The 24,089-nt window shown below is 72.2% G+C and carries 23 protein-coding genes; 21 read left to right on the top strand and 2 right to left on the bottom strand.

Annotation, left to right across the window (positions count from 1 at the left end; genetic code table 11):
* Positions 1-124 precede the first annotated feature (124 nt).
* The 11 genes from ACFVTX_RS12395 (at position 125) to ACFVTX_RS12345 (ending at position 11,074) form a co-directional block, all read left to right on the top strand.
* The gene (locus tag ACFVTX_RS12395; protein WP_386900503.1) at positions 125-1,210 is read left to right on the top strand and encodes a Bug family tripartite tricarboxylate transporter substrate binding protein; all 1,086 of its coding nucleotides are present in this window, start codon (positions 125-127) and stop codon (positions 1,208-1,210) included.
* Positions 1,207-1,791 carry a tripartite tricarboxylate transporter TctB family protein gene (locus tag ACFVTX_RS12390; protein ID WP_386900501.1) on the top strand — a complete coding sequence of 195 codons (585 nt, stop codon included), beginning with the start codon at positions 1,207-1,209 and terminating at the stop codon, positions 1,789-1,791. The genes ACFVTX_RS12395 and ACFVTX_RS12390 overlap by 4 nt, the downstream gene beginning before the upstream one ends.
* Positions 1,784-3,343: a tripartite tricarboxylate transporter permease gene (locus ACFVTX_RS12385; RefSeq protein ID WP_386900499.1), complete on the top strand. Its 1,560-nt coding sequence runs from the start codon at positions 1,784-1,786 to the stop codon at positions 3,341-3,343. The genes ACFVTX_RS12390 and ACFVTX_RS12385 overlap by 8 nt, the downstream gene beginning before the upstream one ends.
* Before the next feature lie 154 nt (positions 3,344-3,497).
* Positions 3,498-3,806, top strand: coding sequence for a helix-turn-helix domain-containing protein (locus ACFVTX_RS12380; protein WP_157422714.1), 309 nt, complete (start codon positions 3,498-3,500; stop codon positions 3,804-3,806).
* A 75-nt stretch (positions 3,807-3,881) separates the two neighbouring features.
* Positions 3,882-4,115 carry a DUF3046 domain-containing protein gene (locus ACFVTX_RS12375; RefSeq protein WP_386900497.1) on the top strand — a complete coding sequence of 78 codons (234 nt, stop codon included), beginning with the start codon at positions 3,882-3,884 and terminating at the stop codon, positions 4,113-4,115.
* A 277-nt stretch (positions 4,116-4,392) separates the two neighbouring features.
* A complete protein-coding gene (gene recA / locus ACFVTX_RS12370) occupies positions 4,393-5,463 on the top strand; it encodes a recombinase RecA (RefSeq protein WP_386900495.1) in 1,071 nt (356 codons plus the stop codon).
* Positions 5,464-5,501: 38 nt separating this feature from the next.
* Positions 5,502-6,365: a RecX family transcriptional regulator gene (locus tag ACFVTX_RS12365; RefSeq protein WP_386900493.1), complete on the top strand. Its 864-nt coding sequence runs from the start codon at positions 5,502-5,504 to the stop codon at positions 6,363-6,365.
* Positions 6,366-6,377: 12 nt separating this feature from the next.
* Entirely contained in the window at positions 6,378-7,982 is a 1,605-nt protein-coding gene (miaB, locus tag ACFVTX_RS12360) for a tRNA (N6-isopentenyl adenosine(37)-C2)-methylthiotransferase MiaB (RefSeq protein ID WP_386900491.1), read from the top strand.
* Between the two features lies 1 nt (position 7,983).
* Positions 7,984-8,904, top strand: coding sequence for a tRNA (adenosine(37)-N6)-dimethylallyltransferase MiaA (gene miaA, locus ACFVTX_RS12355; RefSeq protein ID WP_386900489.1), 921 nt, complete (start codon positions 7,984-7,986; stop codon positions 8,902-8,904).
* Between the two features lie 5 nt (positions 8,905-8,909).
* Complete coding sequence (gene dapF / locus ACFVTX_RS12350; RefSeq protein ID WP_386900487.1) at positions 8,910-9,791, top strand: diaminopimelate epimerase; 882 nt, start codon at positions 8,910-8,912, stop codon at positions 9,789-9,791.
* Between the two features lie 26 nt (positions 9,792-9,817).
* A complete protein-coding gene (locus ACFVTX_RS12345; RefSeq protein ID WP_386900485.1) occupies positions 9,818-11,074 on the top strand; it encodes a CynX/NimT family MFS transporter in 1,257 nt (418 codons plus the stop codon).
* A 36-nt stretch (positions 11,075-11,110) separates the two neighbouring features.
* Here ACFVTX_RS12345 and ACFVTX_RS12340 read toward each other — a convergent pair whose 3' ends face one another.
* On the bottom strand, positions 11,111-11,728 hold the full coding sequence (locus ACFVTX_RS12340) for a class I SAM-dependent methyltransferase (protein WP_386900483.1): 618 nt from the start codon (positions 11,726-11,728) through the stop codon (positions 11,111-11,113).
* Between the two features lie 42 nt (positions 11,729-11,770).
* Here ACFVTX_RS12340 and hflX point away from each other — a divergent pair, with 42 nt between their 5' ends.
* The 3 genes from hflX (at position 11,771) to metE (ending at position 16,882) form a co-directional block, all read left to right on the top strand.
* Positions 11,771-13,297: a GTPase HflX gene (gene hflX / locus ACFVTX_RS12335; RefSeq protein ID WP_386900481.1), complete on the top strand. Its 1,527-nt coding sequence runs from the start codon at positions 11,771-11,773 to the stop codon at positions 13,295-13,297.
* A gap of 244 nt (positions 13,298-13,541) precedes the next feature.
* Positions 13,542-14,531 (top strand): methylenetetrahydrofolate reductase, encoded by a 990-nt coding sequence (locus tag ACFVTX_RS12330; protein WP_386900479.1) that lies wholly within the window; start codon positions 13,542-13,544, stop codon positions 14,529-14,531.
* Positions 14,528-16,882: a 5-methyltetrahydropteroyltriglutamate--homocysteine S-methyltransferase gene (gene metE / locus ACFVTX_RS12325; RefSeq protein WP_386900477.1), complete on the top strand. Its 2,355-nt coding sequence runs from the start codon at positions 14,528-14,530 to the stop codon at positions 16,880-16,882. Before ACFVTX_RS12330 ends, metE begins: the two co-directional genes overlap by 4 nt.
* 114 nt (positions 16,883-16,996) lie before the next feature.
* Here the strand turns inward: metE and lexA are convergent, their stop codons facing one another.
* Positions 16,997-17,686 carry a transcriptional repressor LexA gene (lexA, locus tag ACFVTX_RS12320; protein ID WP_386900475.1) on the bottom strand — a complete coding sequence of 230 codons (690 nt, stop codon included), beginning with the start codon at positions 17,684-17,686 and terminating at the stop codon, positions 16,997-16,999.
* A gap of 259 nt (positions 17,687-17,945) precedes the next feature.
* Between lexA and ACFVTX_RS12315 the strand changes: the two genes are divergently transcribed.
* From ACFVTX_RS12315 to ACFVTX_RS12285, 7 genes are all read left to right on the top strand, one after another.
* Entirely contained in the window at positions 17,946-18,350 is a 405-nt protein-coding gene (locus tag ACFVTX_RS12315) for a LysM peptidoglycan-binding domain-containing protein (protein ID WP_386900473.1), read from the top strand.
* A gap of 67 nt (positions 18,351-18,417) precedes the next feature.
* Positions 18,418-19,590: a histidinol-phosphate transaminase gene (locus ACFVTX_RS12310; protein ID WP_386900471.1), complete on the top strand. Its 1,173-nt coding sequence runs from the start codon at positions 18,418-18,420 to the stop codon at positions 19,588-19,590.
* Positions 19,587-20,201: an imidazoleglycerol-phosphate dehydratase HisB gene (gene hisB, locus ACFVTX_RS12305; protein ID WP_386900469.1), complete on the top strand. Its 615-nt coding sequence runs from the start codon at positions 19,587-19,589 to the stop codon at positions 20,199-20,201. The genes ACFVTX_RS12310 and hisB overlap by 4 nt, the downstream gene beginning before the upstream one ends.
* Positions 20,198-20,836: an imidazole glycerol phosphate synthase subunit HisH gene (gene hisH / locus ACFVTX_RS12300; RefSeq protein WP_386900467.1), complete on the top strand. Its 639-nt coding sequence runs from the start codon at positions 20,198-20,200 to the stop codon at positions 20,834-20,836. The genes hisB and hisH overlap by 4 nt, the downstream gene beginning before the upstream one ends.
* Positions 20,837-20,950: 114 nt before the next feature.
* Positions 20,951-21,697 (top strand): bifunctional 1-(5-phosphoribosyl)-5-((5-phosphoribosylamino)methylideneamino)imidazole-4-carboxamide isomerase/phosphoribosylanthranilate isomerase PriA, encoded by a 747-nt coding sequence (gene priA / locus ACFVTX_RS12295; protein ID WP_386900465.1) that lies wholly within the window; start codon positions 20,951-20,953, stop codon positions 21,695-21,697.
* On the top strand, positions 21,681-22,508 hold the full coding sequence (locus tag ACFVTX_RS12290) for an SseB family protein (protein ID WP_386900463.1): 828 nt from the start codon (positions 21,681-21,683) through the stop codon (positions 22,506-22,508). The genes priA and ACFVTX_RS12290 overlap by 17 nt, the downstream gene beginning before the upstream one ends.
* Positions 22,509-22,648: 140 nt before the next feature.
* Positions 22,649-24,064, top strand: a complete 1,416-nt coding sequence (locus ACFVTX_RS12285; RefSeq protein WP_386900461.1) for a pyridoxal phosphate-dependent decarboxylase family protein — start codon at positions 22,649-22,651, stop codon at positions 24,062-24,064.
* The last annotated feature ends 25 nt before the right edge of the window (positions 24,065-24,089 follow it).

Here is a 24,089-nt window from a genome sequence, read left to right as displayed (position 1 = left end):
GCATCCTCCGAAACGACCACTACGACCGTTACGACCGCAGCATTCCCTCGGGCGCAGGCCGTCCCTAGCGTCGTCCCGAATCGATCGTCGCCCGTCGAAGCCGCCGGGCGCTCAAGGAGGAGAATTGCGATCTCGCACCTGGCCGAGCAGCTCGGCCGTCCACAGCAGCACCAGCACCGCCCGCCCGGCGATCCGCCGCGGTCTCGCCGGCCTCGGGCTCGGCCTCGCCGGCGCCCTCGCCCTCGCGGCGTGCAGCACTCCCGCGGCGGGCGACGACGCAGCCGGCGACGGCGGGTCGGCCGCGGTCGCGCTCGACTCGGTGAACCTCATCGCCCCGGCCGACCCCGGTGGCGGCTGGGATCAGACCGCGCGCGCCATGTCGCAGGTGCTCACCGACGAGGACCTCGTGGGGTCCGCCCCCGTCGAGAACATCGGCGGCGCGGGCGGCACCGTCGGGCTCGCCGCGCTCGCGAACGAGCAGGACCCGGCCACGCTCATGGTCACCGGGCTCGTCATGGTCGGCGCCGTCGAGACGAACGCCTCGGCGAGCCGCATCGAGGACACGACGCCGATCGCCCGACTCACCGAGGAGGCGCTCGTGCTCGTCGTGCCCGCCGACTCGCCCTACGAGACCGCGGAGGACCTCGTCGACGCCATCGTGAAGGAGGGTGCGGCGATCTCGGTCACCGGCGGTTCCGCGGGCGGCGCCGACCACATCCTCGCGGGCATGCTGCTCGTCGAGGCGGGCGTCGATGCGGCGGACGTGCCGACGACCCTCAACTACATCCCGAACTCGGGCGGCGGCGAGGCCGTGACGATGCTGCTCGGCAACACCGTGCAGGCGGGCATCTCGGGCGTCGGCGAGTTCGTCGAGCAGATCGAGGCGGGTGCCCTGCGTGCGCTCGCGGTGTCGTCGCCCGAGCGCGTCGAGCTGCTGCCCGACACCCCGACCCTCGTCGAGGAGGGCTACGACGTCGAGCTCACCAACTGGCGCGGCGTGCTCGCCCCCGGCGGCATCTCCGAGGAGGAGCAGGCGGCCCTCACCGAGCTCGTCACCGAGATGCACGCCTCGGGCGGCTGGGCCTCGGTCCTCGAGGAGAAGGGGTGGAGCGACGCGTTCCTCGCCGGCGTCGAGTTCGACGACTTCCTCGCCGCCGACATCGACGAGGTGACCTCGACCCTCCAGACGATCGGACTGGTCTCCCCGTGACCTCCCCGATCCCGGTTCCCCCCGACGACGCCCCCGCGTCGGGGGGAACCCCCGCGGGCGGGGCGGGTGCCGTCACCGGCGCCCGCCCGCCCGTCGGCGAGTTCGTCTTCGCCGGAATCTGCGCGGCCGTCGGCGTGTACACGATCATCGGCGCCGGGTTCATCAGGGTGCCGCCCGGTTCGGCCAGCGTGCTCGGGCCCCGGGTGTTCCCGTACGCCGTCGGAGTGCTGCTGCTCGTGGCATCCCTCGTGGTGATCGCGCAGGTGCTGCGCGGCGGGCGCGGCACGCCCGACGACGGCGAGGACATCGATCCCGACGCGCCGACCGACTGGCTCACGGTCGCGAAGCTCGTCGCCTGCTTCGCGACGCAGCTCGTGCTCATCGACTGGGCCGGCTGGCCGATCGCGGTCGCCGTGCTCTTCGCGGGCGCCGCCTGGTCGCTCGGCGCCAAGCGCTGGTGGGTCGCGCTCGCCGCGGGCCTCGGCCTCGGACTCGTGACGCAACTCGTCTTCGGCGCCTGGCTCGGTCTCTCCCTGCCCGCAGGGCCACTTCTCGACTGGATCCCGATCTTCCATGGATAGTCTCACCGCACTGCTCGAGGGCTTCGCCACCGCCCTCCAGCCGCACTACCTGCTCTACGCGCTGTTCGGCGTGTTCATCGGCACCGCCGTCGGCGTGCTGCCGGGCATCGGCCCCGCGATGACCGTCGCGCTGCTGCTGCCGCTCACGTACTCGCTCGACCCGACCGGCGCGCTCATCGTGTTCGCGGGCATCTACTACGGCGGCATGTACGGCGGGTCGACGACCTCGATCCTGCTGAACACGCCGGGGGAGTCGTCGTCGATCGTGACGGCGCTCGAGGGCAACCGCATGGCGAAGGCGGGTCGGGGCGCGGCGGCGCTCGCGACCGCGGCCCTCGGCTCCTTCGTCGCGGGCACGGCGGCGACCCTCGCCCTCACCTTCCTCGCTCCCGGCATCTCGAAGCTCGCGGTGCAGCTCGGCCCCGCCGACTACTTCGCGCTTGTCGTCGTCGCGTTCCTCACCGTGGGGGCGCTGCTCGGGTCGAGCGCGTCGCGCGGGCTCGTCTCGCTCGGCCTGGGGCTCTTCCTCGGCCTCATCGGCACCGAGGTGCTCTCGGGGCAGCAGCGCTACACGCTCGGCGTGCCGAGCCTCACCGACGGCATCGACGTCGTCATCATCGCCGTCGGCCTCTTCGCCCTCGGCGAGACCCTGTACGTCGCGTCCCGGCTCCGGCACGGTCCGGTGCGGGTCATCCCGGTGACGAAGGGGTGGCGCAGCTGGATGTCGCGACGCGACCTCGCACGATCGTGGCGGCCGTGGCTGCGGGGAACGGCGATCGGGTTCCCGATCGGCACGATCCCGGCGGGCGGCGCCGATGTCGCGACGTTCCTCTCGTACGCGACGGAGCGCAAGCTCGCGAAGGGCAACGCCCGCGCCGAGTTCGGCCGCGGCGCGATCGAGGGCGTCGCGGGGCCCGAGGCGGCGAACAACGCGGCGGCCGCGGGCGTGCTCGTGCCGCTCCTCACGCTCGGCCTCCCGACGACCGCGACGGCCGCGATCATCATCTCCGCGTTCCAGTCGTACGGGATCCGCCCTGGGCCGATGCTCTTCGAGAACCAGTCGGGGCTCGTGTGGGCGCTCATCGCGAGCCTCTACATCGGCAACGTGATGCTGCTCGTGCTCAACCTGCCGCTCGTCGGCATGTGGGTGAAGGTGCTGCGCATCCCGCGGCCGTACCTCTACGCCGGAATCCTCGCGTTCGCCGGGCTCGGCGCGTACGCGCTGCACTTCAACGTCTTCGACACGCTCGTGCTGCTCGTCGTCGGGCTCATCGGGTTCCTCATGCGCCGCTACGGGTACCCGGTCGCGCCGATGGTGGTCGGCGGCATCCTCGGACCGATGGCCGAGGAGCAGCTGCGCAAGTCGATGGCGATCAGCCAGGGGGACCTCTCGTATCTCGTGCACAGCCCCTTCGCGATCGCGACGTACTCGGCGCTCGCCGTGATCGTCGTCGTCGGGCTCTGGTTGAAGCGTCGCCGGGCCCGCTACGAGGCCTCCGCGGCCGACCCGATCACCGCCTCGCTGCCCGCCTGGGACGAAGAACGGAGGTGACGGAATAGTCTTCGTGAACACCCTGTTACATACGGCAGGTTCACACGAAAGGCCCAGTGTGCGACGCTAGATTGGAAGCACGAGCAGTCAGGTAGACTGACGCTCCCGTTTCCGGCTCCAGCGGAGTCGAGGCAGTGTAGAAGGAGGTTCCCCGATGGTTCTGGTTCGACAGGAAATCGGCGATGTGTTGAGGGACTTCCGCCTGCAGAAGGGGCGCACGCTCCGGCAGGTCGCGTCCAAGGCGAGCGTCGCACTGGGCTACCTGAGCGAGGTCGAGCGTGGTCAGAAAGAGGCCTCGTCCGAGATCCTCGCCTCGGTCGCCGAGGCGCTCGACACGCCCATCTCGGTGATCATGCACGAGGTCGGCGACCGCATCGCAGTGCTCGAGGGGCTCTCCGTGGTTCCCGACAGCCTGCCCGACGAGCTCGTCGCCGAGTTCGACGCCGAGATGATGGTCCGCTGAGCTGCGCGACCCGATCGTTCTCGCTCTTCGCTTCGGCCGGTCCTCGGACCGGCCGAAGCCATGTCCGGAGGTTCCGTGAAACTCAGTGAGTTCCAGATCGCCGTCGACCGCGAGTTCGGCTCGGGCTACGGCGGCGTGGTCGTGAACGACCTCGTGCTCGCCTCGCTCGGCGGGCGCACGGCCCGCGAGGCGCTCGCCGCGGGCGTGCGGCCGCGCGAGGTCTGGTTCGCCCTCTGCGAGGCGACGGATGTCCCGGAGGGCCGCCGGCACGGCGCCGGCCGCCCCGTGCCGGGGGAGTCGCGCGGCTGAGTCGTCCGAAGACGCGTTCGACACGCCGAGTGCGTGTTCGAACATCCGTTCGGTTCCTGCGCTAGGCTCCTCAACAGCAGGAGGAACGACGAATCCGTCCACATCCCGGCCCTCGCGGGCCCGCGATGTCGGTGGCCGGCCGTACGGTCGACTCGTCGCAACACACCGCAACCGCCTTGTCGCGAGACGCCGCGGGTCAGCACCGGTCAGCCGGGGCCCGCAACGTGGAACGACAGCCTAGAGGCAGCAGCACACGAGCATCGAAGGAGTCCACACCATGGCATCACCCGCAGACCGCGAGAAGTCGCTTGAAGCCGCTCTCGCCCAGATCGACCGCCAGTTCGGCAAGGGGTCGGTCATGCGTCTCGGCAGCGAAGACCGCGCCCCCGTCGAGGTCATCCCCACCGGGTCGATCGCCCTCGACGTCGCACTCGGCGTCGGCGGGCTCCCGCGAGGCCGCATCGTCGAGATCTACGGCCCCGAGTCGTCGGGTAAGACGACGCTCACGCTGCACGCGATCGCCAACGCCCAGCGCGCCGGCGGCATCGCCGCGTTCGTCGACGCCGAGCACGCGCTCGACCCCGAGTACGCGAAGAAGCTGGGCGTCGACATCGACGCGCTGCTCGTCTCGCAGCCCGACACGGGCGAGCAGGCGCTCGAGATCGCCGACATGCTCGTGCGCTCGGGCTCGATCGACCTCATCGTCATCGACTCGGTGGCGGCGCTCGTGCCCCGCGCCGAGATCGAGGGCGAGATGGGCGACTCGCACGTCGGCCTCCAGGCCCGACTCATGTCGCAGGCGCTGCGCAAGCTCACCGGCGGTCTCAACCAGACCAACACGACGATGATCTTCATCAACCAGCTCCGCGAGAAGATCGGCGTGTTCTTCGGCAGCCCCGAGACGACCGCCGGCGGCAAGGCGCTGAAGTTCTACGCCTCGGTCCGCCTCGACATCCGTCGCATCGAGACCCTGAAGGACGGCACCGAGGCGGTCGGCAACCGCACCCGCGTGAAGATCGTCAAGAACAAGATGGCGCCGCCCTTCAAGCAGGCCGAGTTCGACATCCTCTACGGTGTCGGCATCTCGCGCGAGGGCAGCCTCATCGACTACGGCGTCGACCAGGGCATCGTCAAGAAGTCGGGTGCCTGGTACACCTACGACGGCGACCAGCTCGGCCAGGGCAAAGAGAACGCCCGCAACTTCCTGCTCTCCAACCCCGACATCGCCGCCGACATCGAGCAGAAGATCCTCGTCAAGCTCGGCATCGGGCAGGCCGGTGCGGCTGCCGCTGCAGCGGCCCCGGCGAACGTCGAGCCGATCGCGGCGAAGCAGCGCAAGGGCGCCTGAGCGGCGAGCAGCACCAGATGACCGGGGAGGGGAGCGATATGCACGACCCGTCGGCCGAGCACCTCGCCCCGGTCACCTACCTGCCGTGGGTGCGGCACGACACCGCGCCCCCGGCCGAAGAACGTCCCGACGAGGGTTCGGCGGCGCGCCGATCTGCACCGGCGCGCCGCCCTCGTCGGGCATCAGAGCTGCTCGGCGAGCGGCCCGCGCCCGATGGTGCCGACGGCTGGTACGTCGAGCCGGGTGACGAGCGTCCGGCGGTTCCCATGCGGAGCGAACCGGCCGCGGTGCGCGGGGCTCGGCCCGAGCGGGCGGCGGATGCAGAACGGCCTGCGCGCGCCGAGCGTGCGCCGCGACCCGAGCGTGCGCCGCGTGCGCCGCGCGCCATCAGGAGCATCGGCGAGTCGGCGGCCGAGCCCGAAGAGACCGGCGTCGAACGCGACGAGCGCATCGACCGGCTCGTGGTCTCGCGACTCCGGCGCTCGGCGCTCTCGGTCTCCGAGGTGCGTTCGGTGCTCGCCGAGCACGGGCTCGACGACTCCGAGCTCGACGAGTGGATCGAACGCTACGAACGGCTCGGCTACCTCGACGACGCCCGCCTCGCCGAACAACTCGTGCACAGCCACGGCGTGCGGCGCGGCAAGGGCAGCGGCGCGATCCTCAACGAACTCAGCCGCCGCGGGGTCGACGCCTCCGTCGCGCGGGCCGCGGTCGACGAGCTCGACCCCGAGACCGAGCTCGAGAACGCGCGCACCGTCGCCGAGCGGCGTGCGCGTCAACTCCGCGGGCTCGATCGGCAGACGGCCGAGCGGCGGTTGTCGGCGTTCCTGCAGCGGCGTGGCTACTCGGGTCAGGTCGTGCGCGAGGCGGTGACGGCGGCGCTGTCCGGCGAGGGCTCGTAAACTGGTTCGATCATGAGCTCCATTCACGAGGTCGCCCGCGCCGAGGCGACGATGCCCGCGCCGCGCACCTACGAGGTCCGCACCTTCGGCTGCCAGATGAACGTCCACGACTCCGAGCGTCTCAGCGGTTCGCTCGAGGCTGCGGGCTACGTGCCCGCCGACGGCACCGAGCCCGACATCGTCGTGATCAACACGTGCGCGGTCCGCGAGAACGCCGACAACAAGCTCTACGGCAACCTCGGCCATCTCGCGAGCGTCAAGCGCCGTCACGCGGGCATGCAGATCGCCGTCGGCGGCTGCCTCGCCCAGAAGGACAAGAACGTCATCCTCGAGAAGGCGCCCTGGGTCGACGTCGTCTTCGGCACGCACAACATGGGCTCGCTCCCGAGCCTGCTCGAGCGCGCCCGCCACAACGACGAGGCGCAGCTCGAGATCCTCGACGCGCTCGAGGTCTTCCCCTCGACCCTGCCGACGAAGCGCGATTCGAGCTACAGCGGCTGGGTGTCGATCTCGGTCGGCTGCAACAACACCTGCACCTTCTGCATCGTGCCCGCGCTCCGCGGCAAGGAGAAGGACCGTCGACCGGGCGAGATCCTCGCCGAGATCCAGGCACTCGTCGACGACGGTGCGATCGAGGTCACGCTGCTCGGCCAGAACGTGAACTCGTACGGCGTCGAGTTCGGCGACCGACAGGCCTTCAGCAAGCTGCTGCGCGCAGCCGGTCAGATCGAGGGGCTCGAGCGCATCCGCTTCACGAGCCCGCACCCGGCCGCGTTCACCGACGACGTCATCGACGCGATGGCCGAGACGCCGAACGTCATGCCGCAGCTGCACATGCCGTTGCAGTCGGGCTCCGACCGCATCCTCAAGGCGATGCGACGCTCGTACCGCTCCGAGAAGTTCCTCGGCATCCTCGACCGGGTGCGCGCGAAGATCCCGAACGCCGCGATCTCGACCGACATCATCGTCGGCTTCCCGGGTGAGACCGAAGAGGACTTCCTCGAGACGATGCGCGTGGTCGAGGCATCCCGTTTCGCGTCGGCGTTCACCTTCCAGTATTCGATCCGCCCCGGCACCCCGGCCGCCACGATGGAGGAGCAGGTGCCGAAGGAGGTCGTGCAGGAGCGCTACGAGCGGCTCATCGCCCTGCAGGAGCGCATCTCCTGGGAGGAGAACCAGCGCATGGTCGGGCGTCCGGTCGAGGTCCTCGTCGCCAACGGCGAGGGCAAGAAGGACGCCGAGACCCACCGCCTCAGCGGTCGCGCCGAAGACAGCCGACTCGTGCACTTCGAGGTGCCCGCGGGCTCCGAGCTGCCCCGCCCCGGCGACGTCGTCTCGGTGGTGATCACCCAGGCCGCGCCGTTCCACCTCATCGCCGACGCGACCGACGAGACGCCGCTCCGCATCCGCCGCACGCGTGCCGGCGACGCGTGGGATCGCGCGCAGGCCGAGAGCTGCGGCGTACCCGCGAGCCCGGGCGCCGGTGCGGGCGCATCGGCCACGCCGGGTCGTGTGTCGCTCGGCCTGCCGTCGCTGCGCGTGCGCGGCGCCGAACCGCTCGTCGCGCCGGGGGTCGGCACGCTGCCGATCTACGACCCGACCGACGGTCAGCGCTGACGTGAGCCTCATCGCCGTCGTCGGTGCGACCGGCACGGGCAAGTCGGCGTTCGCGCTCGACCTCGCCGAGGCCATCGAACGCACGGGTCGTCGCGCCGAGGTCGTGAACGCCGACGCGATGCAGCTCTACCGCGGCATGGACATCGGCACCGCGAAGCTCTCGCCCGCCGAACGGCGGGGTGTGCCGCACCACCTCCTCGATGTGCTCGAGGTCACCGACGAGGCCTCCGTCGCCGAGTACCAGCAGCTGGCGCGGGCGCGCATCGACGAGATCACTGCGCGCGGTGACGCGGCGCTGCTCGTCGGCGGTTCGGGGCTCTACGTGTCGTCGGTCATCCACGACTTCCGCTTCCCGGGCACCGACGCCGCGGTGCGTGCGCGCCTCGAGGCCGAGCTCGCCGAGCACGGTCCCGGCATGCTGCACGCACGGCTCCGGCAGATCGACGCCGAGACGGCCGCGAAGGTCGATCCGCAGAACGGTCGTCGGGTGGTCCGGGCGCTCGAGGTGATCGAGGTGACGGGCGAGCCCGCGGCGGCACGCCTGCCCGACGAGCCGGTGCCGTGGCGCGAGCACCGCATCGTGCACCTCCGCGCCGATCGCGCGACGCTCGTCGAACGGCTCGACGAGCGCGTGCACGAGATGTGGCGGCAGGGGATCGTCGACGAGGTGCGCGGGCTGGTGCCCGCGGGCATCGAGCGCGGGGTCACCGCGCGCAAGGCGATCGGCTACGCGCAGGCCCTCGCCGAGCTGCACGGGCGGATGCCACGCGCCGACGCCGTGGCCGAGACGCAGCAGCTGACCCGCACCTATGCGAGGCGTCAGGTCGGGTGGTTCAAGCGCTACCGCGACGCGGTCGTCATCGACGCCGACGACGCGGTCGCCCGGGGCGCGGAACTTGCCCGTCAGGCCGCCCTAGACTGAGTCGCATGCCGTTCGATCTGCGATTCACCAAGGGCCAGGGCACGGGCAACGACTTCGTGCTCTTCAGCGATCCCGAGGGTGAGAACGAGCTGTCGCCGACGCAGATCGCCGCAGTGTGCGACCGCCGCTTCGGGGTCGGCGCCGACGGCGTGATCCGTGCGGTGCGTTCGCAGAACCTCGACGACGGCGCCGCGGCGCTCGCGGCCGACCCGCGCGCGGTCTGGTTCATGGACTACTGGAACGCCGACGGCACCGTCTCCGAGATGTGCGGCAACGGCATCCGCGTGTTCGTGCGCTACCTGCTCGATCAGGGCCTCGCCGAGCTGCACCCGGGTGCCGAGATCGCGATCGGCACGCGCGCCGGCGTCCGCACGGTGACGCGAACGGCCACGGGATTCCAGGTCGACCTGGGCCGCTGGCGTCTCGACGGCGGCGAGCCGCTCGTGCGCGGAAAGCAGCTGCCGGTCGCCCGTCCGGGCCTCGGCATCGACGTCGGCAACCCGCACGTCGTGGTGGCCCTCGCCGACGACGACGAACTCGAGGGGCTCGACCTCGGCTACGCGCCGATCCTCGACCCGGTGCCCGCCGCGGGCGCCAACGTCGAGTTCGTGGTTCCGGCCGAGCCGCTCGTCGAAGACGGGGTCGGCCGCATCCGCATGCGGGTGCACGAGCGCGGCTCGGGCGAGACGCTCTCATGCGGCACGGGCGCGGTCGCCTCGGCGCTCGCGGTTCGGCACTGGGCGGGTGCGGGCGCCCCGAACGACTGGCGGGTGCAGGTGCCGGGCGGTGTGCTCGGCGTGCGCATGTTCGAAGCCGCCGACGGCGAGCGCGTCGCCCTCGCCGGCCCGGCCGAGCTCGTCTTCGACGGCGTGCTCACCCTCGCCTGAGCGCCGCCCGGGCATAGGCTCGGACGATGGACCGCGACGCTTCCGCTCGAGTGCGCGGCGGCGCGTTCCCCTGGCTCCTGCTCGCGGGGATCGCACTCGTCGCGATGAACCTCCGCGGGCCGCTCGTCGCCATCGCGCCGGTCATCGGCGACATCGAGGAGGATCTCGGTCTCTCGTCGACGGCCGCGGGCCTGCTCACGAGCCTGCCGGTGCTCTGCTTCGCGCTCGGCACGCCGATCGCGGCCTGGACGATCCGGCTCACGGGCGCCGAGCGGGCGGTCGCCGTCTCCCTCGTCGGAACCCTCGCGGGCACGATCATCCGATCGGGTGGCACGACCGAAGCCGCGTTCGCCGGCACGATCGTGATCGGCCTCGCCATCGCGATCGGCAACGTCGTGCTGCCGGTGGTCATCCGACGCGATGTGCCGCCCGAGCGGGCGCAGCTCGTCACCGGTGTGTACGCGGCCATGATGAACATCGGCTCCCTCATGACCGCCCTGCTCACGGCGCCCCTCGCCGAGGCGATCGGCTGGCAGCTCGCGCTCCTCTCGTGGTCGGTGTTCATCGTCGCCGCCCTCGTGGTCTGGGGCGTCCACCTGCGACGGACCACGATCGAGAACGCGGAGGCCCGCGCGGCCGAGGTGCTCGAGGTGACCGGCTCGATCGCCGCGATCGATGCCGCGAGCGCGGCGAAGGCGCGGTCGGCGTGGCGCAACCCGATGACGTGGCTCCTCGCGGCCGCGTTCGCGGCGCAGTCGTTCTCGTTCTACGGACTCAGCGCATGGCTGCCGAGCCTCGTCGCCGACGAGTTCGACTTCAGCCTCGTCGAGGCGGGGGCGGTCGCGTCGCTGTTCCAGCTGTCGGCCATCGCGGGTGCGCTCGGCGCTCCGCTGCTCTCGAAGTCGCGACCGGTCTGGTTGCAACCCGCGCTCGTCGGAGCGCTCTGGATCTCCCTGCCGCTCGGGCTGCTCGTCGCTCCCGAGGCGTACGCCGTGTGGATCGTGCTCGGCGGCATCGCACAGGGCGCCGGGTTCGTCGTGATCATCTCGACGGTGGTGCGCATCACCCGCGACGACCGCGAGGCGACGCAGATGTCGGCGCTCGTGCAGGCCGGCGGCTACGTGCTCGCCGCCTCGGGCCCGCCGCTGCTGGCGGCACTGCACGAATCGAGCGGCGGCTGGCAGCAGCCGATGATCGCCGTCCTGGTGGCGACGGTCTCGTTCCTCGTGCTCACGACGGTCGCGGCGCTGCGCTCGGCACGCGACGCCAGGGCGGCGGGCTGAGCTTCGAAGGGGCCCGCGAGGCGGGCTCGTCGAGCGTCAAGCGGATGCCGCGTGCGCGACCCGCAGGACGCGGAAGCCCTTCGAGTTCGCGGCGCGCTCGACCTCGAGCCCGAGCTCGGTGCCGATCCAGCGCTGCAGCGACTCGGCGCCGAGGTGCTTCGCGACGACGAGCCACGCCGCACCGTCGCTCGCCGTGTCGAGTCGGGGCAGCCAACGGCCGAGCAGCCCGTGCAGCTCGGCCTTGCCAACGCGGATCGGCGGGTTCGACCAGATCGCGGCGAAGCGCACCGCTTCGGGAACATCGTCGGGCAGCACGGCGTTGACGTTGTGCAGACCGAGTCGTGCGGCGTTCTGGCGGGTGAGTTCGAGCGCTCGTTCGTTGACGTCGACGGCCCAGACCGTGGCATCCGGCGACTGGAGCGCGAGCGAGAGCGCGACCGGGCCCCAACCGCAGCCGAGATCGAGCAGGTCGCCCGAGGCGGGGGGAGCGGGCACCGCGTCGAGCAGCACCCGGGTGCCCTGATCGAGATGTTCGGGGCTGAACACGCCGCCGGCGGTGGTGAGCTCGACCTCGCGGCCGGCGAGGCTCGCGCGGATGGTGCGGGTGCGCGAACTGCTCGACGGAGACGCGGAGAAATAGTGGTCGGAACCCATACAGCGAACCTATCGCAGCGATTGGAACTAGTCTTGAACGTGATGAATGAAGCCGAACAGAACACCGCAGACGACGCCGTCGAGCGGGTGCTGCGCGGCGCTGAGACGAAGGCCGGGGTGACCCGGTTCGGCCCGGGCACCGCCGAGGCGCTCATGGCGCAGGGCGCGGCCGGAGCGCAGGGCGCCGACACCGACGGCGAGCAGTTCGACCGTGAAGAGCGCGCAGCGCTCCGCCGCGTCGCCGGGCTCTCCACCGAACTCGAGGACGTCACCGAGGTCGAGTACCGGCAGCTGCGACTCGAGAACGTCGTGCTCATCGGCGTGTACTCGCAGGGCTCGCAGGACGACGCCGAGAACTCGCTCCGCGAGCTCTCCGCCCTCGCCGAGACGGCCGGTGCGCGGGTGCTCGACGGCGTGCTGCAGCGCCGGCCCCACCCCGACCCGTCGACCTATCTCGGCCGCGGCAAGGTCGAGGAGCTGCGGCACATCGTCGCCTCGCTCGGCGCCGACACGGTCGTCGCCGACACCGAGCTCGCCCCGAGTCAGCGGCGTGCGCTGGAGGACGCGGTCAAGGTGAAGGTCATCGACCGCACCGCCGTCATCCTCGACATCTTCAGCCAGCACGCGAAGAGCCGCGAGGGCAAGGCGCAGGTCGAACTCGCCCAGCTCGAATACCTGCTGCCGCGCCTGCGCGGCTGGGGCGAGTCGATGTCGCGTCAGGCCGGCGGCCAGGTCGGCTCGGCCGGTGCCGGCATGGGCTCGCGCGGCCCAGGTGAGACGAAGATCGAACTCGACCGCCGCCGCATCCACTCGCGCATGGCGAAGCTGCGCAAGCAGATCGCCGGCATGAAGCCGGCACGCGACGCGAAGCGGGCCAACCGCCGGCGCAACGCGATCCCGTCGGTCGCGATCGCCGGGTACACGAACGCCGGCAAGTCGAGCCTGCTCAACCGCATCACGGGTGCGGGCCTGCTCGTCGAGAACGCCCTGTTCGCGACCCTCGACGCGACGGTGCGCCGCAACACGACCGCCGACGGCCGCGTCTACACGCTGGCCGACACGGTCGGCTTCGTGCGCAACCTGCCGCACCAGCTCGTCGAGGCGTTCCGGTCGACCCTCGAAGAAGTCGGCGACTCCGACCTCATCGTGCACGTCGTCGACGCGGCCCACCCCGACCCGGCCGGGCAGATCGCCACGGTGCGCGACGTCATCGGCGAAGTCGGGGCACGGGACATCCCCGAGCTCATCGTCTTCAACAAGGCCGACCTCGTGACCGACGAAGACCGGCTGGTGCTCCGCGGGCTCGAACCGAACGCCGTGTTCGCCTCCGCCCGTACGGGCGAGGGCATCGACGAGGTGCTCGCGGCGATCACGCGCATGCTGCCCGACCCCGCCGTCGAGATCGACCTCGTCGTGCCGTACGACCGGGGCGACGTCGTCTCGACGCTGCACGAGACCGGCCGCGTCCTCTCGGTCGACTACCTCGAAGAGGGCACGCGCGTGCGCGCGCTCGTCTCGCCCGAGCTCTCGGCCCAGCTGGCCGTGTTCTCGCACGCCGTCGGAGCCTGAACCGATCGCCGCGCGGCCGTCCTGCCGGCCGCGCGGCGTCACCCTGCGTCACCTCGCGTCATAGAGGCCCGGGCGCCGCGATCGGCGCGTATCGTCGCTCCTGATCGTCGGTGCACGGCCGGATGCCGGGCACCAGGAGCGACCGCCGAGCCCGGCACCCGCCCGCGAGACCCACCCGCCGTCGTCGGCGTGGGGCGCGGCCTGCCGTGCCTCAGCCGACCTCGGCTCGCCACGCAGGAGTCCCATGGCAGCCACCGGATCCGAGTTCTCGGACGCGGCCGGCCGGACGCGCCCGCCGATCTCGTTCGAGCTGTTCCCGCCGCGTTCCGACGCCGCGGCGCTCGCGCTCGGCCGCACGATCGACCGGCTCGCCGAGGCCGACCCGGCGTTCATCTCGGTGACGTTCGGCGCCGGCGGCTCCTCGCGCGACCGTTCGCTGACGGTGCTCCGCTACATGCTCGAGCACACCGCGGTCGAGCCGATGGCGCACCTCACCTGCGTCGGCTCCTCGCACGAGGAGGCGAACCGGCTCGTGCGCGAGTTCCTCGACGCCGGCGTGACGGGCTTCCTCGCGCTCCGGGGCGACCCGCCGACCGGCGCCGGCCCAGACGCCGGCATCGGCGACCTCGGCAGCGCCGCGGAGCTCGTGCAGCTCATCCACCGGGTGCAGGAGGAGCGCGAGCCCTTCGCCCAGGTCGGCGTTCCCGGCGTACCGGGCGCGACCCGCATCCGCGAGCGGCCCAGGCCCGAGCGTGTCGCCGTCGCGGCGTTCCCGACGGGGCATCCGCGTTCGCGCAGCGCCCACCAGGACGTCGACGCCCTCCTCGCCAAGGAGATCGCCGGCGCGACCCTCGCGATCACCCAGCTCTTCTGGCACGCCGACGACTACCTCGGCTACGTCGAGCGCGCCCGCGCGGCCGGCGTCACGATCCCGATCCTGCCGGGCGTCATGCCCGTCACCACCCCGGCCCGCCTCGCGCGCCTCGCCGAGCTCACGGGCGTCGACGCGCCGGCCGAGCTCGCCATCGACCTCGAGATCGAACCCGACGCGGAGGCGCAGCACGAGCTCGGCGTCGCCTTCGCGACCCGGCTCTCGGGCGAGGTGCTCGCGGGCGGCGCACCGGGTCTCCACCTCTACACCTTCAACCGTCACGAGGCCGTGCTGGGCGTGCTCGCCCGGCTCGGCCTCGGAGTCTCACCACAGCTCGTCAATGAGAGGAACACCGCACGATGACCGCACCCGCCTTCCCCACCGGCACGATCCTGGGGTACCCCCGCATCGGCCGCCGCCGTGAGCTCAAGCGCGCCGTCGAGGCGTTCTGGGCCGGCACGATCGACGCCGCCGAGCTCGAGGCGACCGCCGCCGAGCTGCGCGCCGCGACCCGCGAGCGCCTCGCCGCACAGGGGCTCGACCGCACCGGATCGGCCATCCCCGAGTCGTTCTCGTTCTACGACCAGGTGCTCGACGCCGCCGTCGCGGTCGGTGCGGTGCCGACGCGCTTCGCCCGCTTCCTCGGCGAGGGCGGCACCGTCGACCTCGGCGCGTACTTCACGATCGCCCGCGGCGTGGGCGACGACGCCCCCCTCGAGATGACGAAGTGGTTCGACTCGAACTACCACTACCTGGTGCCCGAGATCGGCCCCGACACCGACTTCTCGCTGCACGCCGAGCGCATCCTCGGCGAGTTCGCCGAGGCGAAGGCGCAGGGCTTCGTCACCCGCCCCGTGATCGTCGGCCCGGTGACCTTCCTCCTCCTCGCGAAGGCCGCCGACGACGCCCCCGAGGGCTTCCGCCCGATCTCGCGCCTCGCCGAGCTCGTGCCGGTGTACGCCGAGCTGCTCGCCGAGCTCGCCCGTGCCGGCGCGGAGTGGGTGCAGCTCGACGAGCCCGCCCTCGTGAGCGAGTCGATCGACGAGCCGCGCGCCCGCGTGCTCGAGGCGGCCGCGCAGGCGTACGACGCGCTCGGCGCCGCTGACGAGCGCCCGGCGATCTTCGTCGCGGCGCCGTACGGCTCGCTCGACGACGCACTTCCCGTGCTCGCCGCGACGCCCGTCGAGGCGATCTCGCTCGACCTCGTGCGCGGCACCCTGCCCGAGGGCCTCGACCCCGTCACCGCCGAGGCGCTCGCCGCGAAGACCCTCGTCGCCGGCGTCATCGACGGCCACAACATCTGGCGGGGCGACCTCGCCGCCGCGTTCGACCGCGTCGCGGCCGTGCAGCGCCTGTCGGGCAGCGTCGCCGTGTCGACCTCGACGTCGCTGCTGCACGTGCCGCACGACGTCACCGACGAGCGGGCCCTCGACGCCCGCCTCGTCTCGTGGCTCGCCTTCGCCGACCAGAAGGTCGCGCAGGTCGCGACCCTCGCACGCGGACTCGCCGACGGCCGCGAGGTGATCGAAACTGAGCTCGCCGAGGCATCCGCCGCCCTCGCCGACCGCAGCGGCGCACCCGGCGTGCGCGTCGCCCCCGTGCGCGATCGCCTCGCCGCCCTCACCGACGGCGACTTCGACCGCGGCGACTACGAGACGCGCGTCGCCGCGCAGGCCGCGCTCGAGCTGCCCGAGCTGCCGACCACGACGATCGGCTCGTTCCCGCAGACGAGCGACATCCGTCGTGCCCGCGCGCGCCTCGGCAAGGGCGAGCTCGACGCCGACGGCTACGCGCAGCTCATGCGCGAAGAGGTCGAGCGCGTCGTGCGCCTGCAGGAGGAGATCGGCCTCGACGTGCTCGTGCACGGCGAGCCCGAGCGCAACGACATGGTGCAGTACTTCGCCGAGCTGCTCGACGGCTTCGCCGTCACCGAGCACGGCTGGGTGCAGTCGTACGGTTCGCGGTGCACGCGCCCCTCGATCCTCTGGGGCGACGTCTCGCGGCCGGCGCCGATGACGGTCGAGTGGTCGTCGTACGCGCAGTCGCTGACGCCGAAGCCGGTGAAGGGCATGCTCACGGGTCCCGTGACGATCCTCGCCTGGTCGTTCGTGCGCGACGACCAGCCGCTCGGCGACACCGCCCGCCAGGTGGCGCTCGCCCTGCGCGACGAGATCGCCGACCTCGAGCAGGCCGGCATTCAGGTGATCCAGGTCGACGAGCCCGCGCTGCGCGAGCTGCTGCCGCTGAAGCTCGCCGACCAGCCCGCGTACCTCGACTGGTCGGTCGGCTCGTTCAAGCTCGCCACGGCGGGTGCGGCGGCGGCGACGCAGGTGCACACGCACCTCTGCTACTCGGAGTTCGGCGTCGTCATCGACGCGATCAAGAACCTCGACGCCGATGTCACCTCCATCGAGGCGGCCCGCAGCCGCATGGAGGTCGTCGACGACCTCGCGACGAGCGGCTTCGACCACGGCATCGGCCCGGGCGTCTACGACATCCACTCGCCGCGCGTGCCGTCGACCGCCGAGGTGCAGGCGCTCCTCGAGCGCGCGGTCGCCGAGATCCCGGCGGCGCGTCTCTGGGTGAACCCCGACTGCGGGCTCAAGACCCGCGGCTACGACGAGACGGTCGCCTCGCTCGAGAACATCCTCGAGGCGACGCGCGCGGTGCGCGCGGAGCTGGCCGAGCGCGCCCAGCCGGCGCTCGCGGGCTAGCCGAGCGAACAGAAGGGGCGGATGCCGCGTGCTGCGCGGCATCCGCCCCTTCGTCGTGTCTCGTGGCCGGAGCGCGCCGCGCTCGCGGCGCAGGCCTGCGCGCCTCGGTCTGCGTCAGACCGCGCGCAGCACCGACACGACCTTGCCGAGCACCTCGGCGTGGTCGCCGACGATCGGTTCGAAGGCGCTGTTGCGGGGGAGCAGCCACGTGTGGCCGTCGCGCTGGCGGAAGACCTTGACGGTCGCCTCGCCGTCGAGCATGGCGGCGACGATCTCGCCGTTCTCGGCGGTGCGCTGGGCGCGCACGACGACCCAGTCGCCGTCGCAGATCGCGGCGTCGATCATCGAGTCGCCGACGACCTTCAGCATGAACAGCTCGCCCTTGCCGACGAGCTGGCGGGGGAGGGGGAACACCTCTTCGACCTGCTGCTCGGCCGTGATCGGGACACCTGCCGCGATGCGGCCGACGAGCGGAACCATGGCGGCGTCGCCGACGGGCGCCGAGCTCGTCTCGCCGGGCGCCGGGGTGCGGTCGTCGAGGCCGGGCACCTCGATGAGGATCTCGAGGGCACGGGGGCGGTTGGGGTCGCGGCGGAGGTAGCCCGCGAGCTCGAGCTGGTTGAGCTGGTGGGTGACGCTCGAGAGCGAGGAGAGCCCGACGGCGTCGCCGATCTCGCGCATGCTCGGCGGGTAGCCGCGGCTCGAGACCGAACGCTGGACGACCTCGAGGATGGCGAGCTGCTTGGCACTGAGGCTCTTGCGTCGACGCGCCCTTCCGATGTCACGCACGTCGTTGTCGCCCACGGTCTCCGCCCCTCGTTGCGATCGCCCGCGCGATCGGATGTCGGTGGTGCCTGTTCCACTTGTTCCAGACATTCGAAACTGTATCCGCCTCGCAGGGGTGCGGCAAACATTCGTTCGAGTGTGTCGGGTATTCGTGCACGAGTTTCCTCGCGGTCCGGGTGCTTGACTTCGAAAACATTCGAAGATATGTTCGGAACAGAGATTCGTATCCGGCCCTCCCGGCCGAGGGTCGGGTACGAACTCACTCAGGAGGTGTGAGATGAGCGCAGTGACCATGACCGGCGGGTACGCCCCGGTCCAGTACCGTTCCGAGCCCCTGCGCGCCGTCGGGTCCGCCGACGGCGAGGGCGCGGTGGTTCGCACCCGTCTGCGCCTGACCTCCCGAGGCCGCTTCGTCTTCACGACGCTCGCGGCGATCCCGCTCATCGTGTGGGCCTTCGTCCTCGTGCTCGGGGCGGGCGGCGCCGCGGCCGACGTCGCGGGCGGCGGGGCCGCCCTCGAGTACGTCACGGTCGACGTCGGCGCCTCCCTGTGGGAGATCGCGGAGGCGGTCGCCCCCTCCGCCGACCCCCGCGACACCATCGCCGAGATCGTGCGCATCAACGGCCTCGACGGCGCGACGATCGTGCCGGGCCAGCAGCTCGCCATCCCGGCGTCGCAGTAGCGGCGAACGGCGGTCATACGGGGTCGCACGCGCCGGGCACGCAGCCCCGCGTGGCTAGCATGGTTCGGTGACGAGTCTCGATGATCTCCCCATCCGCGACGACCTCCGCGGTCGCACGCCGTACGGCGCCCCGCAGAAGGCCGTCCCCGTGGCGCTCAACGTCAACGAGAACACGCATCCGATCCCCGAGGCGGTCGCGCACGACATCGTCGCCCGGGTCGCCGCCTCGATCCTCACGCTGAACCGGTACCCCGACCGCGAGTTCACCGCGCTGCGCGAAGCGTTCGCGGCGTACCTCGGCCACGGTCTCGGCGCCGCGAACATCTGGGCCGCGAACGGTTCGAACGAAGTGCTCCAGCACCTGCTGCAGGCGTTCGGCGGGCCCGGGCGCTCCGCGCTCGGTTTCGCGCCCACCTACTCGATGTACGCCCTGCTCGCGGCGGGTACGGGCACCGAGTGGATCGCCGCAGCCCGAGACGACGACTTCGAGCTCAGCCCCGAGACGGCCGTCGCCGCGGTGCGCGAGCACGACCCCGACCTCGTGCTGCTGTGCGCCCCGAACAACCCCACCGGCACTCCGCTGGATCTCGACACGATCCGGGCGGTCGCCGACGCGGCGCGCGGCATCGTGATCGTCGACGAGGCGTACTTCGAGTTCGCCGACCCGGGCACGCCGAGCGCGCTCGCCCTGCTCGAAGGCCGGCCGCGGCTCGTCGTCTCGCGCACGATGAGCAAGGCCTTCGCCTTCGCCGGGGCACGCGTCGGCTACCTCGCGGGCGACCCGGCGACGATCGACGCGCTCAGGCTCGTGCGGCTGCCGTACCACCTCTCGGCGCTCACGCAGGCGGCCGCGCTCGGGGCGCTCGCGCACTCGGGCGAGATGCTCGCCATGGTCGACGAGATCCGCGGTCAGCGCGAACGCATCGTCGTCGATCTCGCGCGGCTCGGCTTCGCACCGCACCGCAGCGGTTCGAACTTCGTGCTCTTCGGCGGCGTCGACGACCCGCACGCCGTCTTCGAGGCGCTGCTGGCCCGCGGCATCCTCATTCGCGAACTCGGCATCCCCGGTCACCTGCGGGTGACCGCGGGCACCGAGGCCGAGACGACCGCATTCCTCGAGGCGATCGCCGTGTTCGCGCCGAACGCCGAGCGCGAGCACACGCGCGACCACGAGCAAACCTCCGGGCCCGGCACCGACGGCGGGGCGCCCACCTCCACCGAGAATAGGATCGACGCATGAGCGGCCAGACCCAGAACCGCGCGGTGCGCGTGCAGCGCGAGACGAGCGAATCGAGCATCGACCTGTCGATCGACCTCGACGGCACGGGTGCGAGCGACATCGAGACGGGCGTGCCCTTCTACGACCACCTGCTCACGGCGTTCGCGAAGCACTCGCTCACCGACCTCACGGTGCGCGCCTCGGGCGACGTCCACATCGACGTGCACCACACGGTCGAGGACACGGGCATCGTGCTCGGCCAGGCGATCCGTCAGGCCCTCGGCGACAAGCGCGGCATCTCGCGCTACGGCGACGCGCTCGTGCCGCTCGACGAGGCGCTCGCGCAGGCCGTCGTCGACATCTCGGGGCGTCCGTACCTCGTCCACACGGGCGAGCCGGCCGGCTTCGAGTTCCACCTCATCGGCGGGCACTTCACCGGTTCGATGGTGCGGCACGTGTTCGAGGCGATCACGTACAACGCGGGCCTGACCGTGCACGTGAACGTGCTCGCCGGGCGCGACCCGCACCACATCGCCGAGGCCGAGTTCAAGGCGTTCGCCCGGGCGTTCCGCCAGGCGAAGGCCTTCGACCCGCTCGTCACCGGAATCCCGTCGACGAAGGGCGCGCTGTGAGCCGCACGCGTCGCGTGGTGGTGCTCGACTACGGCTCGGGCAATGTGCACTCGGCGGCGAAGGCGCTCGAGGCGGCCGGCGCCGAGGTCGAGATCACGGCCGACCGCCGTGCCGCGAGCGAGGCCGACGGCCTGCTCGTGCCCGGCGTCGGTGCGTTCGCCGCGGTGATGGACCAGCTGCGCGCGGTGCGCGGCGACGAGATCATCGACCGGCGGCTCTCGGGCGGCCGCCCGGTGCTCGGCATCTGCGTCGGCATGCAGGTGCTCTTCGAGCACGGCGTCGAGCGCGGCGTCGACACCGAGGGGCTCGGCGAGTGGCCGGGCGTCGTCACCGAGCTCCCGGCCGAGGTGCTGCCGCACATGGGATGGAACACCGTCGTCCCCGATGCGGGGTCGACCCTGTTCGACGGCATCGAAGGCGAGCGCTTCTACTTCGTGCACTCCTACGCGGCCCAGCAGTGGTCGCTCGACGTCATGCCGCCGTTCCCGGTGCCGAAGCTGACGTGGGCGGAGCACGGTGCGCCGTTCCTCGCCGCCGTCGAGAACGGGCCGTTGTCGGCCACCCAGTTCCACCCCGAGAAGTCGGCGGAGGCCGGGATCCGGCTGCTGTCGAACTGGATCGGGACGCTCGGCTGACGATTGCCGACACCCCGCACCGTCACGAACACGTCGCGCAAGCTGAGGGCGACTAGGATTCTGTGACTGTGCCGACCGTCGATTCCCGGCGGCATTCCGCGAACGAGGACAGTGATGAGTGAGTTCAACAAGACCCCCGGCCTCGTGCTGCTTCCCGCAGTCGACGTCGCCGGCGGCAAGGCCGTGCGTCTGACCCAGGGCGAAGCCGGCACCGAGACGAGCTACGGCGACCCGGTCGACGCGGCCGTCGACTGGGCCGATCAGGGCGCCGAGTGGATCCACCTCGTCGACCTTGACGCCGCGTTCGGTCGCGGCTCGAACGGCGGCATCCTGAAGAAGGTCATCCGGCAGGTCCGGGGCGTCAACGTCGAGCTGTCGGGCGGCATCCGCGACGACGAGTCGCTCGAGCACGCCCTCGAGATCGGTGCGAAGCGCATCAACCTCGGCACTGCTGCGCTCGAGAACCCCGAGTGGGCCGCCTCGGTCATCGCCCAGTACGGCGAGGCGATCGCGGTCGGGCTCGACGTGCGCGGCACGACGCTCGCCGCCCGTGGCTGGACGAAGGACGGCGGCGACCTGTGGCAGGTCATGGAGCGGCTGGAGGACGCCGGCGCCGCCCGCTACGTCGTGACCGACGTCACGAAGGACGGCACCCTGCAGGGGCCCAACGTCGAACTGCTGCGCCAGGTGATGGACCGCACGCACCGCCCCGTCGTCGCCTCGGGCGGCGTCTCGAGCCTCGACGACCTCGTCGCGCTGCGCGAGCTCGTGCCGCTCGGCCTCGAGGGCGCGATCGTCGGCAAGGCGCTCTACGCGGGCGCATTCACGCTGGCCGAGGCGCTGGATGTCGCCTCACGCTGAGCCTCCGGTGGGCGAGGGCGCGGATGCTTCGGCGCCCGCCTCGCCCGCCGCGGATTCCGCCGGCGTGCCCTGGGCGGGACGCTCGTTCGAGCCGAACCCGCACGCGGCCGACGACGGCCGCGCCCCGGCGGCACTCGCCGAGGCGATCGCCCGGTTCCGTGCCGGTGAGGGCGGGCAGGCCGAGGTCGTCGCCGCGTTCGCGACCTCTCGCCTCCTGATCCCGCTGCTCGCCGAGCTCGGCGACGGCGGCACCGAGACGGGGGCGCACGGGCTCGCGGTCGACAAGAGCCAGGAGCTCTCGATCGTGACCGTCGCCGGTCCCGACGGTCGTGCGGTCCTGCCGGTGTTCGCCTCGGTCGAGGCGATGTCGCGGTGGAACCCCATCGCCCGGCCGGTGCCGGCCGACGGGGTGCGGGTCGCGCTCGCGGCCGCCGACGACGCCACCGAGCTCGTCGTGCTCGACCCCGGATCGCCGGGCGAGTTCGTGCTGCGTCGCCCAGCCGTGTGGGCGGTCGCGCAGTCGCAGCCGTGGCAGCCGCCGTTCGAGTCGGTCGCCGTGCGCGAGGCGTTCGAGCGTTCGATCGAGCGCGAGCTCTCGGTCATCTCGGTGACGCTCGAGCCGGGCGACCCCGGGGCGCGACTCGCGGGGCCCGAACTCGTGGTGCGGCTCGAACTCGTCGCCGGGCTCAGCCGTGAGGCGCTCGATGCGACGACCACCCGGCTCGCGCACCGCTGGGCCGCCGACGAGGCGATCGCCACGGGCGTGGACTCGCTCTCGGTCAGACTCGTCGCCGCGGCATCCGAGGGCTGAAGCGGCAACGTCGCACGAGCGCGAGCGCGAGCGCGACCGCGACCGCGCATCCCGCCCGGTGACCCGTTCGGGTGATTGACCCCGCGCGCCGCCCGGGAGCATGATCGGAGTGCGCGACGGCGCGGAATCCAGGTGCGGCCATGTCCGAGCATCCCGAAACCGAACGACGAGACCGAAGCGGCCACGGCGCGGAGTACACCGCGGCGCTCGAGCGCGCCGCGCTGCACGCCCGTGAGTGGCTCGGCGCCGTGCGCGAGCGCCAGGTGCCGCCGAGCGTCGGCGCCGAGGAGATCCTCGACCGTCTCGGCCGCGATCTCCCCGAGCGGGGCGAGGCCGCCGACGCCGTCATCGACCACCTCGCCGCCGCGGCCGAGCCGGGCCTCATCGCGATCGGGTCCCCACGGTTCTACGGCTGGGTGATCGGCGGCACCCAGCCCGCCGCGCTCGCGGCCGACTGGCTGGTGTCGGCGTGGGACCAGAACACGGGGCTGCGCACGATCACGCCCGCCGCGGTCGCCGCGGAAGAGCTCGCGGGCGCGTGGCTCGTCGAGCTGCTGGGGCTGCCGCCCGGCAGCGAGGTCGGCTTCACGACGGGGGCGACGATGGCGCAGTTCAGCTGCATGGCGGCCGCCCGCGACGAGGTCCTCGCCCGTGTCGGCTGGGACGTCGAGGAGGCCGGACTGGCGGGAGCGCCGCGCATCCGCTTCATCGTGGGGGAGGAGCGGCACGGCACCGTCGACCTCGCCGGCCGCTACCTGGGCCTCGGGGCGCCGATCGTCGTGCCCTCCGACGACGAGGGCCGCATTCGCGTCGACGCGCTCCGCGACACGCTCGCCGCGGGCGAGGGGCCTGCGATCGTGCTGCTGCAGGCCGGCAACATCCACTCGGGCGCGTTCGACGACTTCGGCGGCGCGATCGCCGTCGCCCACGAGGCCGGCGCCTGGGTGCACGTCGACGGGGCGTTCGGGCTGTGGGCCGCGGCATCCCCGAACCTCCGGCACCTGACCGCGGGCATGGCCGGGGCCGACTCGTGGTCGACCGACGCGCACAAGACCCTCAACGTGCCCTACGACTCCGGGCTCGCGATCGTGCGCGACGGCCGCGCCATGCACCGCGCCCTCAGCATGCACGCGAGCTACCTGCAGGCGACCGAGGTCGGCGCCGACCCCCATGAGAAGGTGCCCGAGCTCTCGCGTCGGGCGCGCGGGGTGCCCGTCTGGGCGGTGCTGCGCGCGCTCGGACGCACGGGGGTCGCCGAACTCGTCGACGGTCTCGCCGCGGCGGCGCGCGGGCTCGCCGACGGCATCGGCCGGCTGCCGGGCGTCGAGGTGCTGAACGACGTCGTCTTCACGCAGCTCTGCATCGCGCTCGCCGACGACGCCGCGACCGAGGCGCTGAGCGAACGCCTCTGGGCCGAGGGGGAGGTGCTCGCGATGACCTCCCGCTGGCACGACCGGGCGGTCGTGCGCTTCTCGGTCAGCAATTGGCGAACGGATGCCACGGAGGTGCGCCGCACGGTCGACGCCGTCGCCCGTGCGCTCGCCGCGGGCGGGTGATCCGCGGGCCGTTGATCGCCGGCCG

It is taken from the genome of Agromyces sp. NPDC058136 (genome assembly GCF_042884375.1).
GTDB lineage: Bacteria > Actinomycetota > Actinomycetes > Actinomycetales > Microbacteriaceae > Agromyces.
This window is presented reverse-complemented; position numbering and strand designations above follow the sequence as displayed.

What these genes read in the sequence shown, in the direction of transcription:
- ACFVTX_RS12385 (WP_386900499.1), top strand. Translation starts at nt 1,784, where the DNA reads ATGGATAGTCTCACCGCACTGCTCGAGGGCTTCGCCACCGCCCTCCAG.
- ACFVTX_RS12380 (WP_157422714.1), top strand. Translation starts at nt 3,498, where the DNA reads ATGGTTCTGGTTCGACAGGAAATCGGCGATGTGTTGAGGGACTTCCGC.
- recA (WP_386900495.1), top strand. Translation starts at nt 4,393, where the DNA reads ATGGCATCACCCGCAGACCGCGAGAAGTCGCTTGAAGCCGCTCTCGCC.
- ACFVTX_RS12365 (WP_386900493.1), top strand. Translation starts at nt 5,502, where the DNA reads ATGCACGACCCGTCGGCCGAGCACCTCGCCCCGGTCACCTACCTGCCG.
- miaB (WP_386900491.1), top strand. Translation starts at nt 6,378, where the DNA reads ATGAGCTCCATTCACGAGGTCGCCCGCGCCGAGGCGACGATGCCCGCG.
- dapF (WP_386900487.1), top strand. Translation starts at nt 8,910, where the DNA reads ATGCCGTTCGATCTGCGATTCACCAAGGGCCAGGGCACGGGCAACGAC.
- ACFVTX_RS12345 (WP_386900485.1), top strand. Translation starts at nt 9,818, where the DNA reads ATGGACCGCGACGCTTCCGCTCGAGTGCGCGGCGGCGCGTTCCCCTGG.
- ACFVTX_RS12340 (WP_386900483.1), bottom strand. Translation starts at nt 11,728, where the DNA reads ATGGGTTCCGACCACTATTTCTCCGCGTCTCCGTCGAGCAGTTCGCGC.
- hflX (WP_386900481.1), top strand. Translation starts at nt 11,771, where the DNA reads ATGAATGAAGCCGAACAGAACACCGCAGACGACGCCGTCGAGCGGGTG.
- ACFVTX_RS12330 (WP_386900479.1), top strand. Translation starts at nt 13,542, where the DNA reads ATGGCAGCCACCGGATCCGAGTTCTCGGACGCGGCCGGCCGGACGCGC.
- metE (WP_386900477.1), top strand. Translation starts at nt 14,528, where the DNA reads ATGACCGCACCCGCCTTCCCCACCGGCACGATCCTGGGGTACCCCCGC.
- ACFVTX_RS12315 (WP_386900473.1), top strand. Translation starts at nt 17,946, where the DNA reads ATGAGCGCAGTGACCATGACCGGCGGGTACGCCCCGGTCCAGTACCGT.
- hisB (WP_386900469.1), top strand. Translation starts at nt 19,587, where the DNA reads ATGAGCGGCCAGACCCAGAACCGCGCGGTGCGCGTGCAGCGCGAGACG.
- priA (WP_386900465.1), top strand. Translation starts at nt 20,951, where the DNA reads ATGAGTGAGTTCAACAAGACCCCCGGCCTCGTGCTGCTTCCCGCAGTC.
- ACFVTX_RS12290 (WP_386900463.1), top strand. Translation starts at nt 21,681, where the DNA reads ATGTCGCCTCACGCTGAGCCTCCGGTGGGCGAGGGCGCGGATGCTTCG.
- ACFVTX_RS12285 (WP_386900461.1), top strand. Translation starts at nt 22,649, where the DNA reads ATGTCCGAGCATCCCGAAACCGAACGACGAGACCGAAGCGGCCACGGC.